13 protein-coding genes are annotated in these 16847 nt (G+C 59.0%); 3 read left to right on the forward strand and 10 right to left on the reverse strand.

The genetic code is table 11. From position 1 onward, the window contains the following. Nucleotide 1: 1 nt before the first annotated feature. The 4 genes from HYPDE_RS11735 to mscL form a co-directional block, all read right to left on the reverse strand. The gene (locus HYPDE_RS11735) at nt 2-3184 is read right to left on the reverse strand and encodes a heterodisulfide reductase-related iron-sulfur binding cluster (RefSeq protein WP_015596768.1); all 3183 of its coding nucleotides are present in this window, start codon (nt 3182-3184) and stop codon (nt 2-4) included. Nucleotides 3185-3471: 287 nt separating this feature from the next. Next, nucleotides 3472-3831 carry a cupin domain-containing protein gene (locus HYPDE_RS11740; protein ID WP_041319870.1) on the reverse strand — a complete coding sequence of 120 codons (360 nt, stop codon included), beginning with the start codon at nt 3829-3831 and terminating at the stop codon, nt 3472-3474. A 55-nt stretch (nt 3832-3886) separates the two neighbouring features. Beyond that, nucleotides 3887-6097 carry an FAD-dependent oxidoreductase gene (locus tag HYPDE_RS11745; RefSeq protein ID WP_015596871.1) on the reverse strand — a complete coding sequence of 737 codons (2211 nt, stop codon included), beginning with the start codon at nt 6095-6097 and terminating at the stop codon, nt 3887-3889. 558 nt (nt 6098-6655) lie between these two features. Then, the gene (gene mscL / locus HYPDE_RS11750; RefSeq protein ID WP_015598684.1) at nt 6656-7072 is read right to left on the reverse strand and encodes a large conductance mechanosensitive channel protein MscL; all 417 of its coding nucleotides are present in this window, start codon (nt 7070-7072) and stop codon (nt 6656-6658) included. Nucleotides 7073-7379: 307 nt separating this feature from the next. Between mscL and cobD the strand changes: the two genes are divergently transcribed. After that, nucleotides 7380-8435, forward strand: coding sequence for a threonine-phosphate decarboxylase CobD (cobD, locus tag HYPDE_RS11755; protein WP_041320434.1), 1056 nt, complete (start codon nt 7380-7382; stop codon nt 8433-8435). Between the two features lie 230 nt (nt 8436-8665). On the opposite strand, the gene HYPDE_RS11760 is transcribed toward cobD, so the two are convergent. The 6 genes from HYPDE_RS11760 to pedF all read right to left on the reverse strand — a co-directional run bounded on the left by HYPDE_RS11760 (nt 8666) and on the right by pedF (nt 14738). Then, on the reverse strand, nt 8666-9499 hold the full coding sequence (locus HYPDE_RS11760) for a DUF1194 domain-containing protein (RefSeq protein WP_015598686.1): 834 nt from the start codon (nt 9497-9499) through the stop codon (nt 8666-8668). A gap of 139 nt (nt 9500-9638) precedes the next feature. Beyond that, nucleotides 9639-11402: a PQQ-dependent methanol/ethanol family dehydrogenase gene (locus HYPDE_RS11765; RefSeq protein ID WP_041320436.1), complete on the reverse strand. Its 1764-nt coding sequence runs from the start codon at nt 11400-11402 to the stop codon at nt 9639-9641. A 196-nt stretch (nt 11403-11598) separates the two neighbouring features. Beyond that, nucleotides 11599-12564: a quinoprotein relay system zinc metallohydrolase 1 gene (locus tag HYPDE_RS11770; protein ID WP_015598688.1), complete on the reverse strand. Its 966-nt coding sequence runs from the start codon at nt 12562-12564 to the stop codon at nt 11599-11601. After that, nucleotides 12561-13391 (reverse strand): quinoprotein dehydrogenase-associated SoxYZ-like carrier, encoded by an 831-nt coding sequence (locus HYPDE_RS11775; protein WP_015598689.1) that lies wholly within the window; start codon nt 13389-13391, stop codon nt 12561-12563. The genes HYPDE_RS11770 and HYPDE_RS11775 overlap by 4 nt, the downstream gene beginning before the upstream one ends. A 16-nt stretch (nt 13392-13407) precedes the next feature. Continuing rightward, nucleotides 13408-14298, reverse strand: coding sequence for a substrate-binding periplasmic protein (locus HYPDE_RS11780; RefSeq protein WP_051111997.1), 891 nt, complete (start codon nt 14296-14298; stop codon nt 13408-13410). 8 nt (nt 14299-14306) lie between these two features. Further along, nucleotides 14307-14738, reverse strand: coding sequence for a cytochrome c-550 PedF (gene pedF / locus HYPDE_RS11785; protein ID WP_081625118.1), 432 nt, complete (start codon nt 14736-14738; stop codon nt 14307-14309). Between the two features lie 254 nt (nt 14739-14992). On the opposite strand from pedF, the gene HYPDE_RS11790 reads away from it, so the two are divergent. Together HYPDE_RS11790 and HYPDE_RS11795 are read left to right on the forward strand one after the other, a co-directional pair. After that, the gene (locus tag HYPDE_RS11790) at nt 14993-16018 is read left to right on the forward strand and encodes a PQQ-dependent catabolism-associated beta-propeller protein (protein WP_041320440.1); all 1026 of its coding nucleotides are present in this window, start codon (nt 14993-14995) and stop codon (nt 16016-16018) included. A 4-nt stretch (nt 16019-16022) separates the two neighbouring features. Next, entirely contained in the window at nt 16023-16616 is a 594-nt protein-coding gene (locus tag HYPDE_RS11795) for a rhodanese-like domain-containing protein (RefSeq protein WP_015598693.1), read from the forward strand. The last annotated feature ends 231 nt before the right edge of the window (nt 16617-16847 follow it).

Genomic DNA, 16847 nt, shown 5'->3' on the forward strand with positions numbered 1-16847 from the left:
GTCAGCCCTTCTTTTCACGAATGAGGTTGGCGATGAATTTCGCGATTTCTGCCGGCGTGCCGGTCAGCATTTCGGCTTTCGACTGCGCGGGGATGTACATCCGCTTGACGACGTAGCCGCCGCTGCCGTCGACGACGCCGGCGCCGTCGACGACGACGAGCGGCTTCTGTTTCGCCTGCTTGACCATCTTCATGGTCGCGAAGCGCGGCGTGTTGATGCCCGTCTGAATGGCGACGACGGCGGGCGCCTTGAGATCGAAATTATGCCGCAGGCCGCCTTCGAGCTCGCGCGTCAGCTTCAGCGGACCCTTGCCGTCCCACTCGAATCCGACGACGACGGCGGCGTGCGGGAGCCCGAGAATGCGCGCCAGTGCCGTGCCCGTAGCGCCGTGCGCCTGATCGCCCGATTGCACGCCGGAGAAGATGAGATCGGGATCCTCCGCCTTGGCGACACCGGCAATGGCCCGCGCAATGGTGATGGGATCGGCATTGGCCAGGGACTCGTCCCAGATCCTGACGGCGCGATGCGCGCCTTTCGCCAGGGCTTTGAGCAACGAGGCATCGGCATCGCCATCGCCGACGGTGACCGCCACGACCTCGCCGCCTCCCATTTTTTCGACGCAGCGCAGAGCTTCCTCAAGGGCCGCGTCGTCCCACTCGTTGAGAGAGAACTCCATGAACTCGCGCCGCACGTCGCGACCGTCTTCGGTGAAGCCGTATTCGTCACCGAGCTTGGCGACGTTCTTGACCGTGACGAGGATGCGCAGACCGGTCTTCGGCGGCGCCTGGTAGTTGGCAAAGGTCGCCGGCGTGACGGGCTTCAGCCCATCCCACGAGACAGGCGTAAGTTTCTGCTCGACGGCAGGCGCTGACGGCGCGGCTTCGGCGATTTTTGCGTCCTGTTTCGGCGCGACGTCGGCCGGGGCCTGCTCTTTTTGGACCGGCGCGGCGGCGGCCGGGACGGACTGCTCGGCAGCCGCCGGTGGAGCCAGAGCCGCAGGGGCCGCAACAGCCGGGAGACTCGCGAGGCGCGCCTTCAGCACCGCATCGAGCTTCGCGGCGACCGCGTCCGAAATATGCGTGGCGATCGCGTTGACGAGGCGGTCCGCGAGCGGCGGCAGATCCTGCAGCTTGAGCGACTTCAGCTCGATGGCTTCGGCGACGAGCTCGGCCAGATCCTGGACGACAAAATCCTTCTCGTGCCCGCCGGTCTTCCGAGCATCTTCAAACATGGTCAAGTCCTTTGGACAGCAGGTGACGAAGATATCGATGTCGAGCGCCGCCGCTTCGTGCACGCGGTTCTCGGAGGGCTTCTGCGTGCCGGGCGTATCGGGGATCCAGATGCGCCCGCCGCCGGCGCCGCAGCAGAATGAGTTGTCGCGATTGCGCGGCATTTCGATCAGCTCGCAGCCAATCAGCTCCAGCACCTTGCGCGGCGCATCGTAGCCGCCGTTCAAGCGGCCGAGATGGCACGGGTCGTGGAAGGTGACGCGCTTGTTGAGCGGCGTCCTGACCTTGAGCCGGCCGCTGCCGAGCAGGTCGGCAAGGACGCTCGAATAGTGCTCGATCGGCGCCACCTTGCCGAACGCGGGATATTCGTTCTTGATCGTGTTGTAGCTGTGCGGATCGGTCGTAATGATGCGTTTGAACGGCTTGGCCGCCTGCATCTGTTCGATGTTGTGGGTGGCGAGTTCCTCGTAGAGCCCTTCTTCCCCGACGCGCCGCACGTCATTGCCCGCAGTCTTCTCGCCCTCATGCAGCAGCGCGAAGTCTTCCCGCGCCGCCTTGAGGATCCGCGCGACGGTCTGGCTGACCTTCTGGTTGCGCGGATCGAACGAGGCGTAGTCGCCGACGAACCATAGCGTATCGGCGGCATCCTCGCGGATGTCCTTGACGCGGAATTCGAGCGCCTTCGTCCACTGCGAGCGCTTGCGCGAATTTTCGCCGAAGCTGTTTCCGGTGTCGCCGATCTGGATGATCGTATTGCGCAGCAAGGGGTCCATCGTGCCTTGCTCGACCAGGTGCCGGCGCATGCGCACGATCAACGACGGATGCTCGATGCCCACCGGGCAGATTTCCTGACAGGCGCCGCACGTCCGGCAGGCCCAAAGCGTTTCGGGCGCAATGACGCCGCCGACAAGGTCGATCGCCGAGGTCGGGCAGCCTCGCGCCTCGTCGTTGTATTCGCGGAGATCGAGGATGAAGTCGCGCGGGCTGAGCGGATATCCGGCCGTGCGCGCCGGACAGGCTTCATGGCAACGGCCGCACTTGGTGCAGGCGTCGAGATGCAGCATGTCCTTCCATGTAAAGTCGTCGATAGAGGAAATGCCGGCCTTTTCGGCATCCTTCGGCTCGCCCGGCAGAAGCGCCAGGGGCTGCTTGTTGCGGAAGATCAGCGATCCGACCGCCGCAATGACGTGCTTCGCCTTGTACCAGGGTATCGCGGCCGTGAACGTCAGCGCCAGGATGCCGTGCATCCACCAGTTCGCATGCCGGATGGCGGCGGCTGTCTCCTCCGTCAGGCCGGCATTGGTCAGCGTTTTCGAAAGCGCAAAGCCGATCGGCGACCACGCCGCCCACGCCGGCTTATCGACGATCAGACCGCAGGCTTCCTGCAAAAAGCCGGTGCACTCGATGATCAGAAGCGTGACGACGAAAATCCAGTCTTCGATCCGCCAGCCCTGGGCCACGGCGCGAAGCTCCGTTTCGCCCCGGTAGCTGCGCACGTAGTCGAGCTTCCTGGGCCGAATGAACGCGCGGCGAACGATCATGTAGATGAGGCCGAAGATCAGGGCGAGATGGCCGAGATCCAGCAGCAGGCTCATGATGAGATAGAACTTGCCCTTGACGAAGGTGATGCCCGTCAGAGGTTTGACAATGTCGATTTCGAGGAAATAGAGCGTCGTCGCGATCGTGCCGAAGAGATAACCGTAGAAAATGCCCTTGTGCGCGAGGCCCGCAGCGAGATCCCGCCTCCGAAGCGTGCGATGCGAGAAAATATCCTTGAGGCCGCGGACGACGCGGCCGTAAAGCTCCAGCGGTTCGACAAGCGATTTGCCGCGCGCATATTTTGCGATGTGGGCGTACGCGCCATACAGGAAGACCAAGATCGATGCCGTGCCGAGCATGTAGAACATGATCAGCTGCTGCGTCGTGATGCCCCAAAATATCTCGCGCGATTCCACCGGAATATTCCTATTGATCCATGGCTGCTGCCATGGCCAGTTCCTCACTTCGAATGAATGCTTGCCGCCGCTGACGCGGATCGCCTTCGCGACGTCTCCATCGCCGTCTGTGTTTTTCGTCGACTTGATCAGATCACAGGGGATGTGCGTCGGCAGAGCCGTCGATGGATGGCGCAGTCACCTGCGCCACGCCAATCTCCGACAGACATCAGGGATCTTGCTGTCTTGCACGCTCCGAGATCGAGAGCCGTTCGACGTTGCCACTGACGGCGGAACGGCTCGGGATGTCAGGCGATCCGGATCGCGAAGATCTTGCGAATTCTCTCTTCGGTTTTCCAGGTGCCGACGAAACCGGCGTCGATCTGGAAGCTGTCGCCGGCCGAGAACTGCGCCGTCTTGCCGGTGCCGTCCTCCGTCAGCGTCACCTTGCCTTCGAACAGGTGGATCAGTTCGTCGGCCTTGTAGGTGACGTGGTAGGTCCCCGGCATCGCTTCCCAGAAGCCGGTGAGGAATTTTCCGTCGGCCGTCTTGTTCTCGATCCAGGTTTTCATGGACGGTGTGCCGGCGACCGGCTTCCAGCCGTCGAGGTCGGCGGTGATGGGTGTCGATTTGGGAGCGGTGTATTTTCCGAATGCGGTGATGGTCATCGTCTGATCCTCATTCTTTGATGCGTTTGTCTCTGCGATCGGGAGCGGAGGAGCGCTAGACGCGCCACTCCAGATCCGGGTTTTCATTCGGGTTATAGGCCGTGCCCCAGGCGCGCTGTTCGCGCTTGTAGGGCTTCTGGTGCTGCGGATCGGGGTCTTCGATCTCGCGCGCCAGGCGGTGGCCATCGAAGGTGGCATCCGCGATGATGCGCGGGGACTCGGCATCGCCAATGACGAAGACATTGCTGATGCCGTTTGCCGCCCATTCGTCCTTTCTGGCCTTCAGCTCACGATAGAGGCTGTCCTCGGACCGGCGTGACGTGACGAGGATCACCGTATCGCACTCATGCCATTCGTGGCTGGAGTTCTCGTTGCGCGGCAGCTGGCCTGCACCCTTGTAGGACCGCTTGTAGCCCTCGCCCCAGATGTTGAAGAGCTCGACACGGCCCTTCTCGACGCGGGAGCAGCCCATTTCGCCCAGAACCTTGATGCCGAGCTCGTGGATGAGACGCTGCATGTTCGCACCCTCGAGGGTGTACTCCATGTAGGCGCCGAGCCCGCCCACCGTGGCCACCGTCACGTCGTGGCCTGCGCGTGCGAACTTTTCCGCAAGACTCGGGGCCATGTAGTAGGGATCGTAGTTGATGATCATCACCCGTTTGCCGACGGCCTTTTTACCCTCGAACACCTGCTCGGGAGTCAGGACATGAGGCAGGCTCGCGTCCGCCCCGGGGATCGGCTCATGGGTGCGATGATTGACGCCCGTCGTGCTCCACTTGGCGCCCGTGGCGATGACGACGCGCGAGGCGCCATACTGCAGGACGTCATCCGCCGTCATCGGCTTCTGCTTGAGCGCGATCTGGCAATCGGGGTTCTTTTTGATGAGCTTTTCAAGCTGGGTCTGGCGATAGTCGCGATGGAAGCTCCACTCGCCCAAGCCCGGCAGCGTCGCCACGTCGTTGACGTAGCCGCCGGTCTTTTCGCGCGTGTCGACCAGGTGAACGGTATAGCCGCGCTCCATCAGGACGCGGGCGCATTCCGAACCCGCAGGACCGGCGCCGACGATCAGCACGTCGTGCTCGGACTTGGCGGGCTCGAACTTCTCCGGATGCCAGCCGCGGCGGTATTCCTCGCCCGCCGTTGCGTTCTGCGTGCAGATGAACGGCACGCCGCCCATTTCCCAACGCGAGATGCAGACGTTGCAGCCGATGCAGGTGCGGATGTCGTCGATGCGGCCCTCGTCGATCTTGCGCGGCAGCCACGGATCGGCGATCGACGGACGGGCGGCGCCGATGATGTCGATGATGCCCGCCTTGACGACCTGCAGCATCTTTTCGGGATCGTAGTAGCGGCCGACGCCGACGACGGGCTTGCTCGTTGCCTGCTTGATGTGGCGGATCCAGTCGTTCTCGTGCGCAATCGGATAAAAGCGCGAGGGGCCCGCGTCTTCGCCCCACTCGGCGATGTCGCCGATGTTGACGTCCCAGAGATCGAGATAGGGCGAGGCCAGCTCGATGAAGCGCAAGCCATCCTCGGTGAGCTCGACACCCTTGGTTCCGTACAGCGTGTCGGTCGCACAGCGCGTGACGAGCGCGACGTCGTCGTTGACGGCGCGGCGGATCTTCTCGAGCGTCTCGACCCAGAAGCGGGCGCGGTTCTCGAAGCTGCCGCCGTATTTGTCGGTGCGCCGGTTGTAATAAGGGTTGAGCCACTGCATCGGGCCATAGGCGTGCGCGCCGTAGACGTTCACCAGGTCGAAGCCGGTGTCGCGGGCACGCAGCGCCGCGTCGACGTACTGCTGCTGCAAGCGGTGCAACTCGTCCGTGTCGGCTTCGTGATTGTAGGTGAAGCCCGGGCAACCGGGAACGGTCGCGAACTCCGAGTTATACTGGCTGGGTCCGCGGGAGATCGTCCGCGATTCAATGCCGGGCGCGTGCGGGCCGCCGTAAAAGAGCTCGCAGCCGGCGAGCGATCCGTGGCTGTGCACGTGGTCGACCATGGCGCGCAGGTTGCGCATGTCGCCCTGGTCCCAGATGCGCGCCGTAATACGCAGCGTGTCGTCGCATTCCGGATGGATCGAGCATTGTTCCGTATTCACCGCACCCCAGCCGCCCTCGGCCTTGATGCCGCGATGCGCCATGTTCATGCCGGGTGAGTTCGTGCCCGCCCCGTTACAGTGCGGCACCTGGTAAAAGCGGTTGCGTATCGTCTTGGAGCCGAGCTTCAGGGGCGTGAAGAGGATATCGAAGCGTGGGTCTCTGGCCATTTCTTATGACTCCTTGGTTCTCCCGAGAACCAAGGATTGGCTATGGCGCGACGCCTTTCGTCTATTGCCACGACCGATTACTCCATAGGGGGTAGAATCGTGCTGCACGTGCGAAGCGTGCCAAGGCGCACGGTCGGCGTTCTGCTGGCCTAGGACTTCGATCGCCGCCAGTGCTTCGTAGCGGCTCGGCGCACACTTACTACCATCTGCGTGAGATGATGGCCGAGACAGAAATGGAGTTGGCCGTCGTAAAAAGAAAGGCCGGCATCATGCCGGCCAGGACATAGTGCAGATGTGAGTGTGAGACCAAGCGCTTCCTTGTTTGCCGATTTCCATGACGTTCGCAATACGGCTTCTCCGCAGGCTAAGCAGAGCTTTCGTGATCGCCACGATGCGCACGCTGAAACAGGGGCTCCATACTTTTTACGTCTTACGTCAAACGCTGATTCAGGGGCACCTGCTCCCGCTGAGCGGTTCGCCTCTCGCAAGGCAAACCAAGCACCATTCGAGAGGCCGGAGCCTAGGGGACGGGAAAAGTAGTTGCCAGCAGGAGGTCGGTTATTTTCTGGCGAGCAGATCGCGGATGTCGGTGAGGATCTTCACTTCCGCACTGGGTTCCGCCGGTTTCTCGACAGCCTTTTCCTTCTTCATCAGCCTGTTCATAGCCTGGATAACCATGAACAGCACGCCCGCGATGATGAGGAAATTGAGGAGCGCGGTGATGAATGCTCCATAGCCGAGCACGGCTCCTTCCTTTTTGGCGTCCGCATAGGCAACGCCGGTGTGGACTTTCTCGGAAAGCGGCAAGTAGTAGTTCGAGAAATCGAGGCCGCCTGTCACGGCTCCGATAATCGGCATGATGATGTCGCCCACAAGCGACGACACGATGGCGCCGAAGGCGACGCCGATAACCACACCGACCGCGAGGTCAACGACATTGCCGCGAAGCACGAATTTCTTGAATTCTTCAAGCATGAGATTCGTCCTTTTGCCCACGATGAGAAGCGAACATAGATCATGAAGTTGGCCGAAGCCGCAACAGGTATGGCATTCTGGCCGCCGCACGCGTACCGGAATTGATTGGGGCAACCGAAGGCCGCCCTCGTCCGCTTATGGGTCATCCAGCAGGGGGACCTATAATGGCGATATCCGCCCGGCCACGCCTTAAGGACAAAACGAAACCGTGACCCCGCCGCAGGCTGATCTTTATAGGGGACTCGGAGCGTCGTATATCCGATCGATACTGTCAGTCGAAAGGCCGATCGATGCGAGTTCGAAGCCTATGAACACTCCCGCCGTAGCGAAATCTTTTTCTGCCAGCCAATCTGTTGGACAGGCTGAATTTGAGCCTCACGGAGGCGATATTGATACCGTTTCCAAAAGATATCCGAACGCACCACGGCCATGGATAGACCTTTCGACCGGAATTAATCCGTTCGCCTATCCAATCCCGCCGCTCCCTGCCGACGTTTGGTCGAGACTTCCTCTGCGGGAGGAGGATGCTGAACTGCGCTGCAAGGCTGCTCACCGCCATGGTGCCGTCGATCTGGACCACGTGGTCTCAGCGCCGGGGACCCAGTCACTCATACAAGTCATTCCGCGCCTCAAAGAGCCGACTGACGTTGCGATCATCGGCCCGACCTATCGCGAACACATACGCTGTTGGGCGAGAATGGGTCATGCCGTTCGCGTAATCGGGGAGCTGGACGAGATCGATAATGCGAACGTTGTCGTAATCGTGAACCCAAATAATCCAACGGGGCGGCATTACGAACCGCGTCAATTGCTGAGTGTCGCTGAAGACATGGCCCGCAGGCAAGGCCTTCTCCTGGTCGACGAGGCTTTCGCAGATTTTCTTGGAGCCGATCAAAGTCTCGGCCCGCTGCAGCCGCCTTCAACCATCATTCTAAGATCATTCGGAAAGACCTACGGTCTCGCGGGTCTGCGCCTCGGCTTCGCAATTGCCGAGCCTGGAGTGGCGTCGGTGCTGAGGTCGTGGATTGGTCCCTGGGCAGTTTCAGGTCCGGCGATCGCTATTGGTTGCCGCGCTCTTGAAGATACCGGCTGGCTGATCAGCGCGCGGGATCGCCTGGCCAATTGCGCCCGGCGTCTGGATGGGCTGCTAGCGGTTGCGAAATGCAACATTGTTGGGGCTACGCCTCTTTTTCGTCTCGCCGAACATCCGCGAGCGGAAAGCGTTGCGCATACCCTGGCGCATGCCGGGATTCATGTTCGCCAATTTCCTGATCAGAGAACTTGGTTACGCTTCGGCATTCCGTCCGACGCAGCGTTGCAGCGCCTGGAAGCTGCGCTCTCGACCTTGCCTGATGCCACATAGAAGCAACGGCCGTCGGTTATCGTGATTATTAAAGCAGGCTACGTTCGCAGGAAGTGGTCTGCAGCCTGGCATACCATAGCGTAACGCGCGAGCACGGTTCGAAAGCCTAGAGGCAAATCTCAGCTACATAGGCAAGCGCAAAAATTTGCTCGCGCCGGCCGAAGTGGCGCGCTTTCGCAGCCTCGTGTCGAGAGAAACATTTGAAGATGTGGTGAGCCCGTGACCCAACCCTAATGGCTTCCCAATTCATGATAGCGTCTGGGCTCGAAAACAACACTGCTGATCTCGGTCAAAAATTTTTGCTGGAATGCGCGGCTGATCTCCTCGTAACCTTGGGACGGCTGGACGAATGCCCCTCGCCCGCCGATAACGTGATCTTTGAACCAGTGGTCGAGCGTCGTTTCCACGCCCGGATCGTGCGATAAGGGGCGTAAGCCGAAACCCGGCGCGCGATAGGCGCCTGCACCGACCACATCATTCTCTCCGCTTACGATGATTGGCAAGCCGTTGATGGTGACGCCGCGCCGGACAAGGCGATCACGTGCATCATCGATAGCCGCCGGTTCTGCGCAGTTGTCGATGCCGTCGCCGGATATATCCAAAATCGTACGCGTAGCAGTGAACGGCAAATCATCGAGCATGCCCCCGTCGACGATGCGCATCATGCGCGCCATGCAGGTATATTCGCCTGCGCGATGCGTCTGCCGGCGGATGAGGCCCGAGAACGTCAATGCATTTTGTTCATTGGATATGATCTGCCACGGAATTGTCGTTTCCACGCCGTCAGCCCATACGATAAACTGGACTGCGATACGTCCGTAGGGGCCTGAGATAATTGCGTCTGCGACGGCTTTGTTTTCGAGCGCTTGAGCCATCCCTTCAATTTGAAGGCGATAGCGATCTTTATCGACTGATTGCGAAATATCGACTGCGAGGATCAGGGCAGCGTCGACATGGAACGGCTCTGAACTTCGAAGCGCGCCGAACCTGCCGTCGCACAGAATAGCGAGCACCAGCGAAGCGGCTTTGAGAGCGTTCAGCATGAACGATTCGGTTCGCTTCATTTCACCATATCTCGCGTAGCGACCAAGCCTCGGATGCCGTCTGAGAAACAATCCGCCTAATTGCTTGTCGGCCTCACATAAAAAAAAGGCAAGTCCGAAGACCTGCCTTCTGAATGAAGCTTGCGTGGCAGTAAAAAGTTTAGTTGGAGGCTGTTTTCTTCGGAATCTTGAAGGTCCAAACCATCCCGCCCTGGTTCAGGTGTTGAACGGTTTTTGCAACTTCACCACCCCAGAGCGGAACTGCACCGCCCCAACCCGATATGACCGAGATCATCTGTTCGCCGTCTTGTTCCCAGGTGATCGGCGGGGCGACGATGCCCGAGCCGGTATTGAAGTGCCAAAGCTCTTTCCCGTCCTTGGCGTCGACAACTTTAAGATCGCCCTCCGGCGTTCCGTAGACGACGAGGCCGCCGCCGGTTGTCAGAACGCCGCCCCACAGCGGAGCCTTGTTGTTGATCTGCCAGACGATCTTGCCCGTTGCAGGATCGACTGCCTTCAACGCACCGATGTGATCTTCGAAGATCGGTTTGATCGTGAAACCAGCACCGAGATACGCAGCACCCTTCTTGTACGTAACCGGCTCGTTGTGGATGTCCATGCCCCACTCATTGGACGGAACATAGAACAGCTTTGTGTCCGGGCTATAAGCCATCGGCTGCTGGTTTTTGCCGCCAAGGAAGCTCGGCACAGCGAACACCGACTTGCCCTGTTTGCCGTCCTTGGAGTCTTTTGGATCGCCTGGGCGGTTGTCCGCGACGAATTTCGGACGACCGTTCTCATCGAGACCAGTAGCCCACGTGATCTTCTCGACGAACGGGAAACCACGGATGAATTTTCCGTTCTCACGGTTGAGCACGTAGAAGAACCCGTTGCGGTCTGCGGTCGCGACAGCCTTGGTGCCATCGAGATCGAACGACACGACTTCGTTCACGCCGTCGAAGTCCCAGCCATCGTTGGGTGTCGTCTGGAAACCCCATTTGATGTTGCCGGTCTCGGGATCGATCGCAAGTCGCGAGCACGACCAGCGGTTGTCGCCCGGCCGCATGTGGCTGTTCCAGGGCGCAGGGTTGCCTGTGCCGACGAAGATCGTATTGGTCTCGGCGTCATAGGTGCCCCCTAGCCACGTCGCGCCGCCACCCGTCTTCCAGAGATCGCCCTTCCAGGTTTCGTTCTTCTTACCCGTCATGGTCGACTCAGAGCCATTGAGCGTGCCCATATGGCCTTCGATCGTGGGACGCGTCCAGACGAGTTCGCCGTTGTCGGCTTTGCGCGCATCGATGCGGCCGACGATACCGAATTCACCGCCAGACACGCCGGTAATGATCAGAGGTCCGAACGTCTTAGTGGGAACGATCAGAGGCGGAGCCGTGTAGGAATAGCCACCCTTGAAATCGTCGATTTCCTTCATCCAGACGACCTTGCCGGTCTTCTGATTGAGAGCGACAAGCTTGGCGTCCAGCGTGCCGAAAATCACTTTGTCGCCGATGAGTGCGGCGCCGCGATTGACGACGTCGCAGCAAGGGAGAATGCCTTCCGGAAGGCGAGCGTCGTATTCCCAGATCTCGTGTCCGGTTTTAGTATCGATCGCCCACACGCGGCTGTAAGAGCCGGTGACGTACATGATCCCGTCTTTGACAAGGGCTTGAGATTCCTGGCCGCGCATTTTCTCGCCGCCGAGCGACATTGCCCAGGCGGGAACCAAGCTCGCGGCGTTGTCTTTATTTATTTCATTGAGTGGGCTGTAGCGTTGCCCCTGACCGCCAAGACCGGCAGTCACGACATCCTGCGTGGTCTTCGCATCATTGAGAATATCGTCGATTGATACGTCGGCTTGTACAGCCGTCGTTATGCCCAACGACAGTGCAAAGGCACTCGTCGTTGCCAACCATCTCCAGGTTTTCATTAAGACCTCCCTTTATGGGTTTGTGTTTCCTCGCAATTTTTATTTGCGTTTCCTTGGTATTTTCCCTCGCACGGGTTGTTATTCGTCTTCATGTCGGGAATTTCTGGAAAGCGCGGGAAACCTACATTGCTGGCAGGTCAGGAATAGTTGGCAATTGGTCTATTCATCCAAAGTCTAGCGTGTAGTCGATAGACTATTATCTCTCGTCAATGCGCGGCCAGCGCGATGCCTCTAGTTGCGGGTAGAGATGCATGACCGAGCGCTCGTATTCATAGCGCGCAAGTGCAATGCTCTCGGTCCAATCCGGAAGTGGGAGGGCCATCGCTTCGGAAATGTCCAAACCGCGATCGAAGGCATCGCCGATGATGCTTGCGATCGCCTCAAGCCATTGAGACGTCTGAGTAGTACCGCGGCTACCGCTCTCCGCCGGACCGTGCCCCGGCACGATCATCGCATTTGGAATCGCTGAAATATTCGCCAAGCTGATGCGCCAACGTTCGATATCGGCGTGCGGCGTGGTCGGGGCGCGGTCGAGGAAGACCAGATCGCCAGCAAAAAGTATGCCGGTCTTCTCGTCGAACAGCGCAAGATCGGACGGCGTATGCCCGCGCATCGCGATGGGCCGTAAGCGACGACCGCCGAAGTCTTCGGGCTCGCTATTGACGACCGACTTCGGCAGCACCAGCTCCGTACCGCGCATCCAATCGCCAGCGGCACGGTACATCGAATCGGAAAATGCATTTCCGTATTCCTTCATGCCGTCGATCGTGCCCTGGGTCGCGGCCAGGGTTGCCGGATCGAAAGCCTGATTGCCGAACATGTGGTCGGGATGGAAATGCGTGAGATAGACCCGAACGACGGGCTTGCCCGTCAGCTCCTTGGCGAGCGCCATCAACGCTTCGCCAAAACGGCGTGACGGGCCTGTATCGATCAGAATCGCGCCTTCCTTCGAATCCAGAATTGCAACGTTGGCGATGGCGCCGCCGTTCCGCTCATTGATCGCTTCGTCCGACCCACGCGTAACCCACACGCCGTCAGTCAGTTTCCGAGGCTTGAGATCGTAGTGGTGAGGCTCTGCCCTGCCTGGCGGGCAACAACAGAATAACGATAATGCACTTGCTCCGAGCAAGAGGGATTGACGGCGTGTCAGGATCGGCTTCATGGCGCGTTCAATGACCCTTCGCGCTGATCGTCATGGCTCTGGCGCCAGGGTGCAGCCAGATTGGCCCGATAGATCGTGCCGTTGTTGTCGCGGCTGTCGATGTCGAGTCCTTGATCCTGGCGGGGCAGATCGACCACAAGAGTCAAGGTCGGGTTTTGGCTGACCGGCTCGTGCATCGCGAGGCGCGCCAGCGTGGCGCCCGCCGGCTCTTTAGCTTCGACCTTTTCGATGTAATAGGCGGGCGTGTTGTCCCGTCCAAGACCCGTATCCATCGGATGACTGATACGGAAACGGGCTCGCACGCTGCCGTCCTTTTCCTGCCATAGGCGACCTTGCGTTTCGCCCAGGGTGTCAAACCAGGAAACGCCTCCGTTATCCTTGGGCGGTGCCGTACAGCCCCCACCTGCCGCATTCAAAAACACGCCGCCGACGTGCCAGACGCCATCCTCGGTCAGCGCCGCCGCCCTAACCGGAGTCGCCTGCTCGATCTTCATGCGGAATGCAACGAACGCTTTCGCCTTTATCGGTTCGAGTTCCAGCGCGAGCTGAATCGGATTGAGATCGGCAAATACGATCAGCTTTTTAACGCCGTCGAGCATGCGCGCATCCGCGGTAATCGGCACTTGCGCCTGATTCTCGACGATAGGCGGTACGCTGACCTTTACGCGGTCGTCGAAAATCACTGCGGCTTGGCCAAAATACCGCTCAGATAGCATCTCCCACATAGGAGAATTGAAGGCGTCCTTGAGGACCTCGGCACGCGCTGGCATTGCCGCCAAGAGCATCAGTGCAGTCAGTCGAATGATATAAGGGGATCGACTCACCATATGTTGGCATCGCCGTTTAGTTCTGTTGGTTGGATACACCGTCATCGATTGGCGGTTGAATGTACGTGACGCCATATGACCTAAAGATCTCTGCGAGTTTGCCGCTGGCCTTCAGTTTGTCGAGACTCGCTTGCACCGCGTAGCCGAGATCGCGGCTATTCTCTTTCCATGCCATGCCAACAACCCACTGATTGCGTACGATGCCGTCCATTCCAGGTTCGGCAATACGGGGTGTGACACCAATATCGTGGAGCAAAGCCTCGACGCGAGCGCGCTGCCCCATAAGAGCGGCAATTTCCTTGCTCTTGAATTCCTGCGCGCCGTCTTCCGCCCTTACGTGATGGACAATATTGTCGATCAACGCGCCATCCTCGAATCTCATTAGAAAATAATCTGAGACAGTGCCCAGCTGCACGCCGATCTTCATCCTTTTGAAAACATCGAAGGTCGGATTAGGCCCGGTGCGATCGATGTCAATAGCAACGGCGATACGCTCCTGGAAATACGGGTTGCCGATCACTGCCTCAGGATTGCGGACGGCGAACTCGCGATCGATCGGAACGTGCATCATCAAATCGCCGACGCCGCCGCCCGTCAGAGGGCCCTTCCACACATTTACGCGCAGATCATCGTCGCCTTTCTCGCCGGGCATCCGGAGGATGACTTCCGACTTCACTCCCAACTCATTGGCGACTGCATTGGCAATATCGACGTCGATGCCCCGAGGCTTACCGTTATCGTCCCACGAAAACGGAGCGTTATCGAGATAGGCAATCACACGCAGAATACCGCTGCCGACGACCTCGTCCAGAGGTCGTGCGGCAGCGCCCCCCGACAACATCCCGATCGCGATTCCCAAGGCGCATGCCAATCGAATGGCCGATCGAGACGTAAAAATGCGAAACATGTGGGAACCTATTCTTCGTGCTTGGACTCGAGATAAGCGCGGATAGCCCACATTGCTTCCTGTGAGAAGATTCCTTCGAATGCCGGCATAATCGTAGTGCCTTCTGCATTCTTCTTGCCATGACGGATGCGCTCCAGAAACCATTCGTCGCCGGTTTTTCCCGTCTCAAGATAGCGCAAGTCAGGGGCTATGCCGCCGGAGATCACCTCAAGACCATGGCAGCGCGCGCAGTTCTGATTGTAGCCAGAAGCTCCGATAGCGATTGCTTTTGGGTCACCCCGATACGGATTTTCGCTCAGCCAATCTTTCCCAATCTGCTTCAGCTCGGAAGCATCGATCGGTTGCGGCGTCACGTTGCCATGAGCAAACGCGACATTATCAATGAGTGTCGCAACAGCCAATGCAATGGCCACCGCCATCGCCACACGTGATAACGACATATTCAAGCTCCCTAGGCGTCCTACCAACGTTTCCTAATTTTTTTCTCTGATATACGGGGAGCGTTGCCGCCGACGAATTGCTCTTTAGTTCAGGGCGGCAGCATTACCGGCGTATATGCCTGGCCGGGCCTACGAACGTCGTATTGCGTATAGCTCGTTAAGCGAGAAGGTATCGGCGTGCCGTCTTAGAAGCAGTTTGAAGTCGATCAGGATCTTCCCAAGAACCGTATACATTGGCGCAGGAGAGGTCGAGGATGGGACGACGAGCTCTACTCGCGTGCTGTTTTTTGTTTATGCCGATGCATGCCGCGATTGCCGACGAAATCTACGTTACCAACGAAAAGGACAATACGGTCTCAGTTATCGACGCGCGTACGCTCAATGTTGTCCGCACGCTTAATGTTGGCAAACGGCCACGCGGAATAACGTTTTCCCGCGATTTTACGAAGTTTTTCGTTTGCGCCAGCGATAGCAACTCCGTCCAGGTGTACGACGCAACGACCGGGACAATGCTGCACGATTTGCCGTCAGGTGCGGACCCCGAACAGTTCGCACTCTCGCACGACGGTCGGCTTCTCTATATCGCGAACGAAGATAATGCCGTCACGACCGTCGTCGACGTTGGGACGCGGCAGGTCGTCAAGCAGATCGACGTCGGGATCGAGCCTGAAGGCATGGCCGTCTCACCGGACGACAAAATAGCCGTCACGACCTCTGAAACGACCAACATGGTCCACATTATCGATACCGCGACCTTCGACGTGCTCGCGAATATCCTGGTGGATCAACGGCCACGATATGCGCAATTCACGCCGGATGGCGCCAAGCTTTGGGTATCTTCAGAGATCGGTGGCACGGTGTCGATCATCGACGTTGCCAAGCGCGAGATGGAAAAGAAAATTACGTTTGCCATTCCAGGCGTTCGGCGCGACAGCATTCAGCCCGTTGGAATTCGCATGACACGCGATGCGAAGACCGCATTCGTTGCTCTCGGTCCTGCAAACCGCGTCGCAGTCGTCGACGTTGCAACGGCAAAGGTGAAGTCCTACGTGCTCGTCGGTCAGCGAGTCTGGCATCTGGAGCTATCACCGAAGGACGATTTATTGTTCACGACCAACGGTGTCTCGAATGACGTCACCGTGGTCGATACAGCAAGTTTGCGCGCACTAAAATCTGTTAAGGTCGGCCGTTATCCTTGGGGCGTAGCGATCCGTGCGACTCCCGAGCATACTGCCGGCAGCGCTACGCTCGAAAGCAAGACACAAACAGAAACTCGCTGAGACCATGTGGAAACTCGTGGCTCTGCTGCTCGCTTGGTCCGTGGCGGGTGTTTCTATGAGCTTGGCCGACGAAGCAGTGTTTGATCCAGTCACAGGCTATCGCATTGCACGCTATCGCTCGCCGACGCCTGAAGGCGTTCCTGGCGGTAAGCGGATCATGGCCGCTGACGTTCCCGAACTCATTGCTGCCCGCCAGGCTGTTCTCGTCGACGTCATGCCGTCGGAAGGTGGGCGACCGAATTCTGAAACCGGTCAATGGCATTTACTGAAGCCCCACCTCAATATTGCCGGATCCACATGGCTCGCGGACGTCGGACAAGGCGTGCTTACTCCGGACCAGTTCAAGTATTTCGCGGACAACCTCGCGAGGCTCACTCATGGTGACCGGTCTCGCGCCATCATATTTTATTGCAAGGCCGACTGCTGGATGTCGTGGAACGCCGTCCGCCGCGCCGCAGCCTTGGGTTACCAGAATGTTTATTGGCTAAGTGAAGGCATCGACGGTTGGAGCGATTGGGGAGGTGACCTTGTCGACGCCAAGCCCGAGCCTGTTCTGCCAGTCCATCAAGACTCGTCGGACATGAATGCTAAGCAGTAGTGTTCAAATTTTCCACGAGACGCCGCTCCCGACGACGATCAACAGGATTATCTGAGACTATCTCTTTCGGTTTGTGGGAGACGAAGCAACAATTGCGCGCTCCGCAAGCGTGCGGAGGAAGGGCATCGTTCTTGCAAAATGGTGCGCCAGGTCCGGCTCATGCCGCAGGCATACGTGAGGCCCTACGTGAAAGCGACTATGCGGACGCCGAAGCAATCTGCGAAGCGGTCG

This window comes from Hyphomicrobium denitrificans 1NES1, assembly GCF_000230975.2.
Lineage (GTDB): Bacteria > Pseudomonadota > Alphaproteobacteria > Rhizobiales > Hyphomicrobiaceae > Hyphomicrobium_B > Hyphomicrobium_B denitrificans_A.

Coding starts and splice junctions, on each gene's coding strand:
- HYPDE_RS11740 (WP_041319870.1), bottom strand. CDS start 3,831: ATGACCATCACCGCATTCGGAAAATACACCGCTCCCAAATCGACACCC.
- HYPDE_RS11745 (WP_015596871.1), bottom strand. CDS start 6,097: ATGGCCAGAGACCCACGCTTCGATATCCTCTTCACGCCCCTGAAGCTC.
- mscL (WP_015598684.1), bottom strand. CDS start 7,072: ATGCTTGAAGAATTCAAGAAATTCGTGCTTCGCGGCAATGTCGTTGAC.
- cobD (WP_041320434.1), top strand. CDS start 7,380: ATGAACACTCCCGCCGTAGCGAAATCTTTTTCTGCCAGCCAATCTGTT.
- HYPDE_RS11760 (WP_015598686.1), bottom strand. CDS start 9,499: ATGAAGCGAACCGAATCGTTCATGCTGAACGCTCTCAAAGCCGCTTCG.
- HYPDE_RS11765 (WP_041320436.1), bottom strand. CDS start 11,402: ATGAAAACCTGGAGATGGTTGGCAACGACGAGTGCCTTTGCACTGTCG.
- HYPDE_RS11770 (WP_015598688.1), bottom strand. CDS start 12,564: ATGAAGCCGATCCTGACACGCCGTCAATCCCTCTTGCTCGGAGCAAGT.
- HYPDE_RS11775 (WP_015598689.1), bottom strand. CDS start 13,391: ATGGTGAGTCGATCCCCTTATATCATTCGACTGACTGCACTGATGCTC.
- HYPDE_RS11780 (WP_051111997.1), bottom strand. CDS start 14,298: ATGTTTCGCATTTTTACGTCTCGATCGGCCATTCGATTGGCATGCGCC.
- pedF (WP_081625118.1), bottom strand. CDS start 14,738: ATGTCGTTATCACGTGTGGCGATGGCGGTGGCCATTGCATTGGCTGTT.
- HYPDE_RS11790 (WP_041320440.1), top strand. CDS start 14,993: ATGGGACGACGAGCTCTACTCGCGTGCTGTTTTTTGTTTATGCCGATG.
- HYPDE_RS11795 (WP_015598693.1), top strand. CDS start 16,023: ATGTGGAAACTCGTGGCTCTGCTGCTCGCTTGGTCCGTGGCGGGTGTT.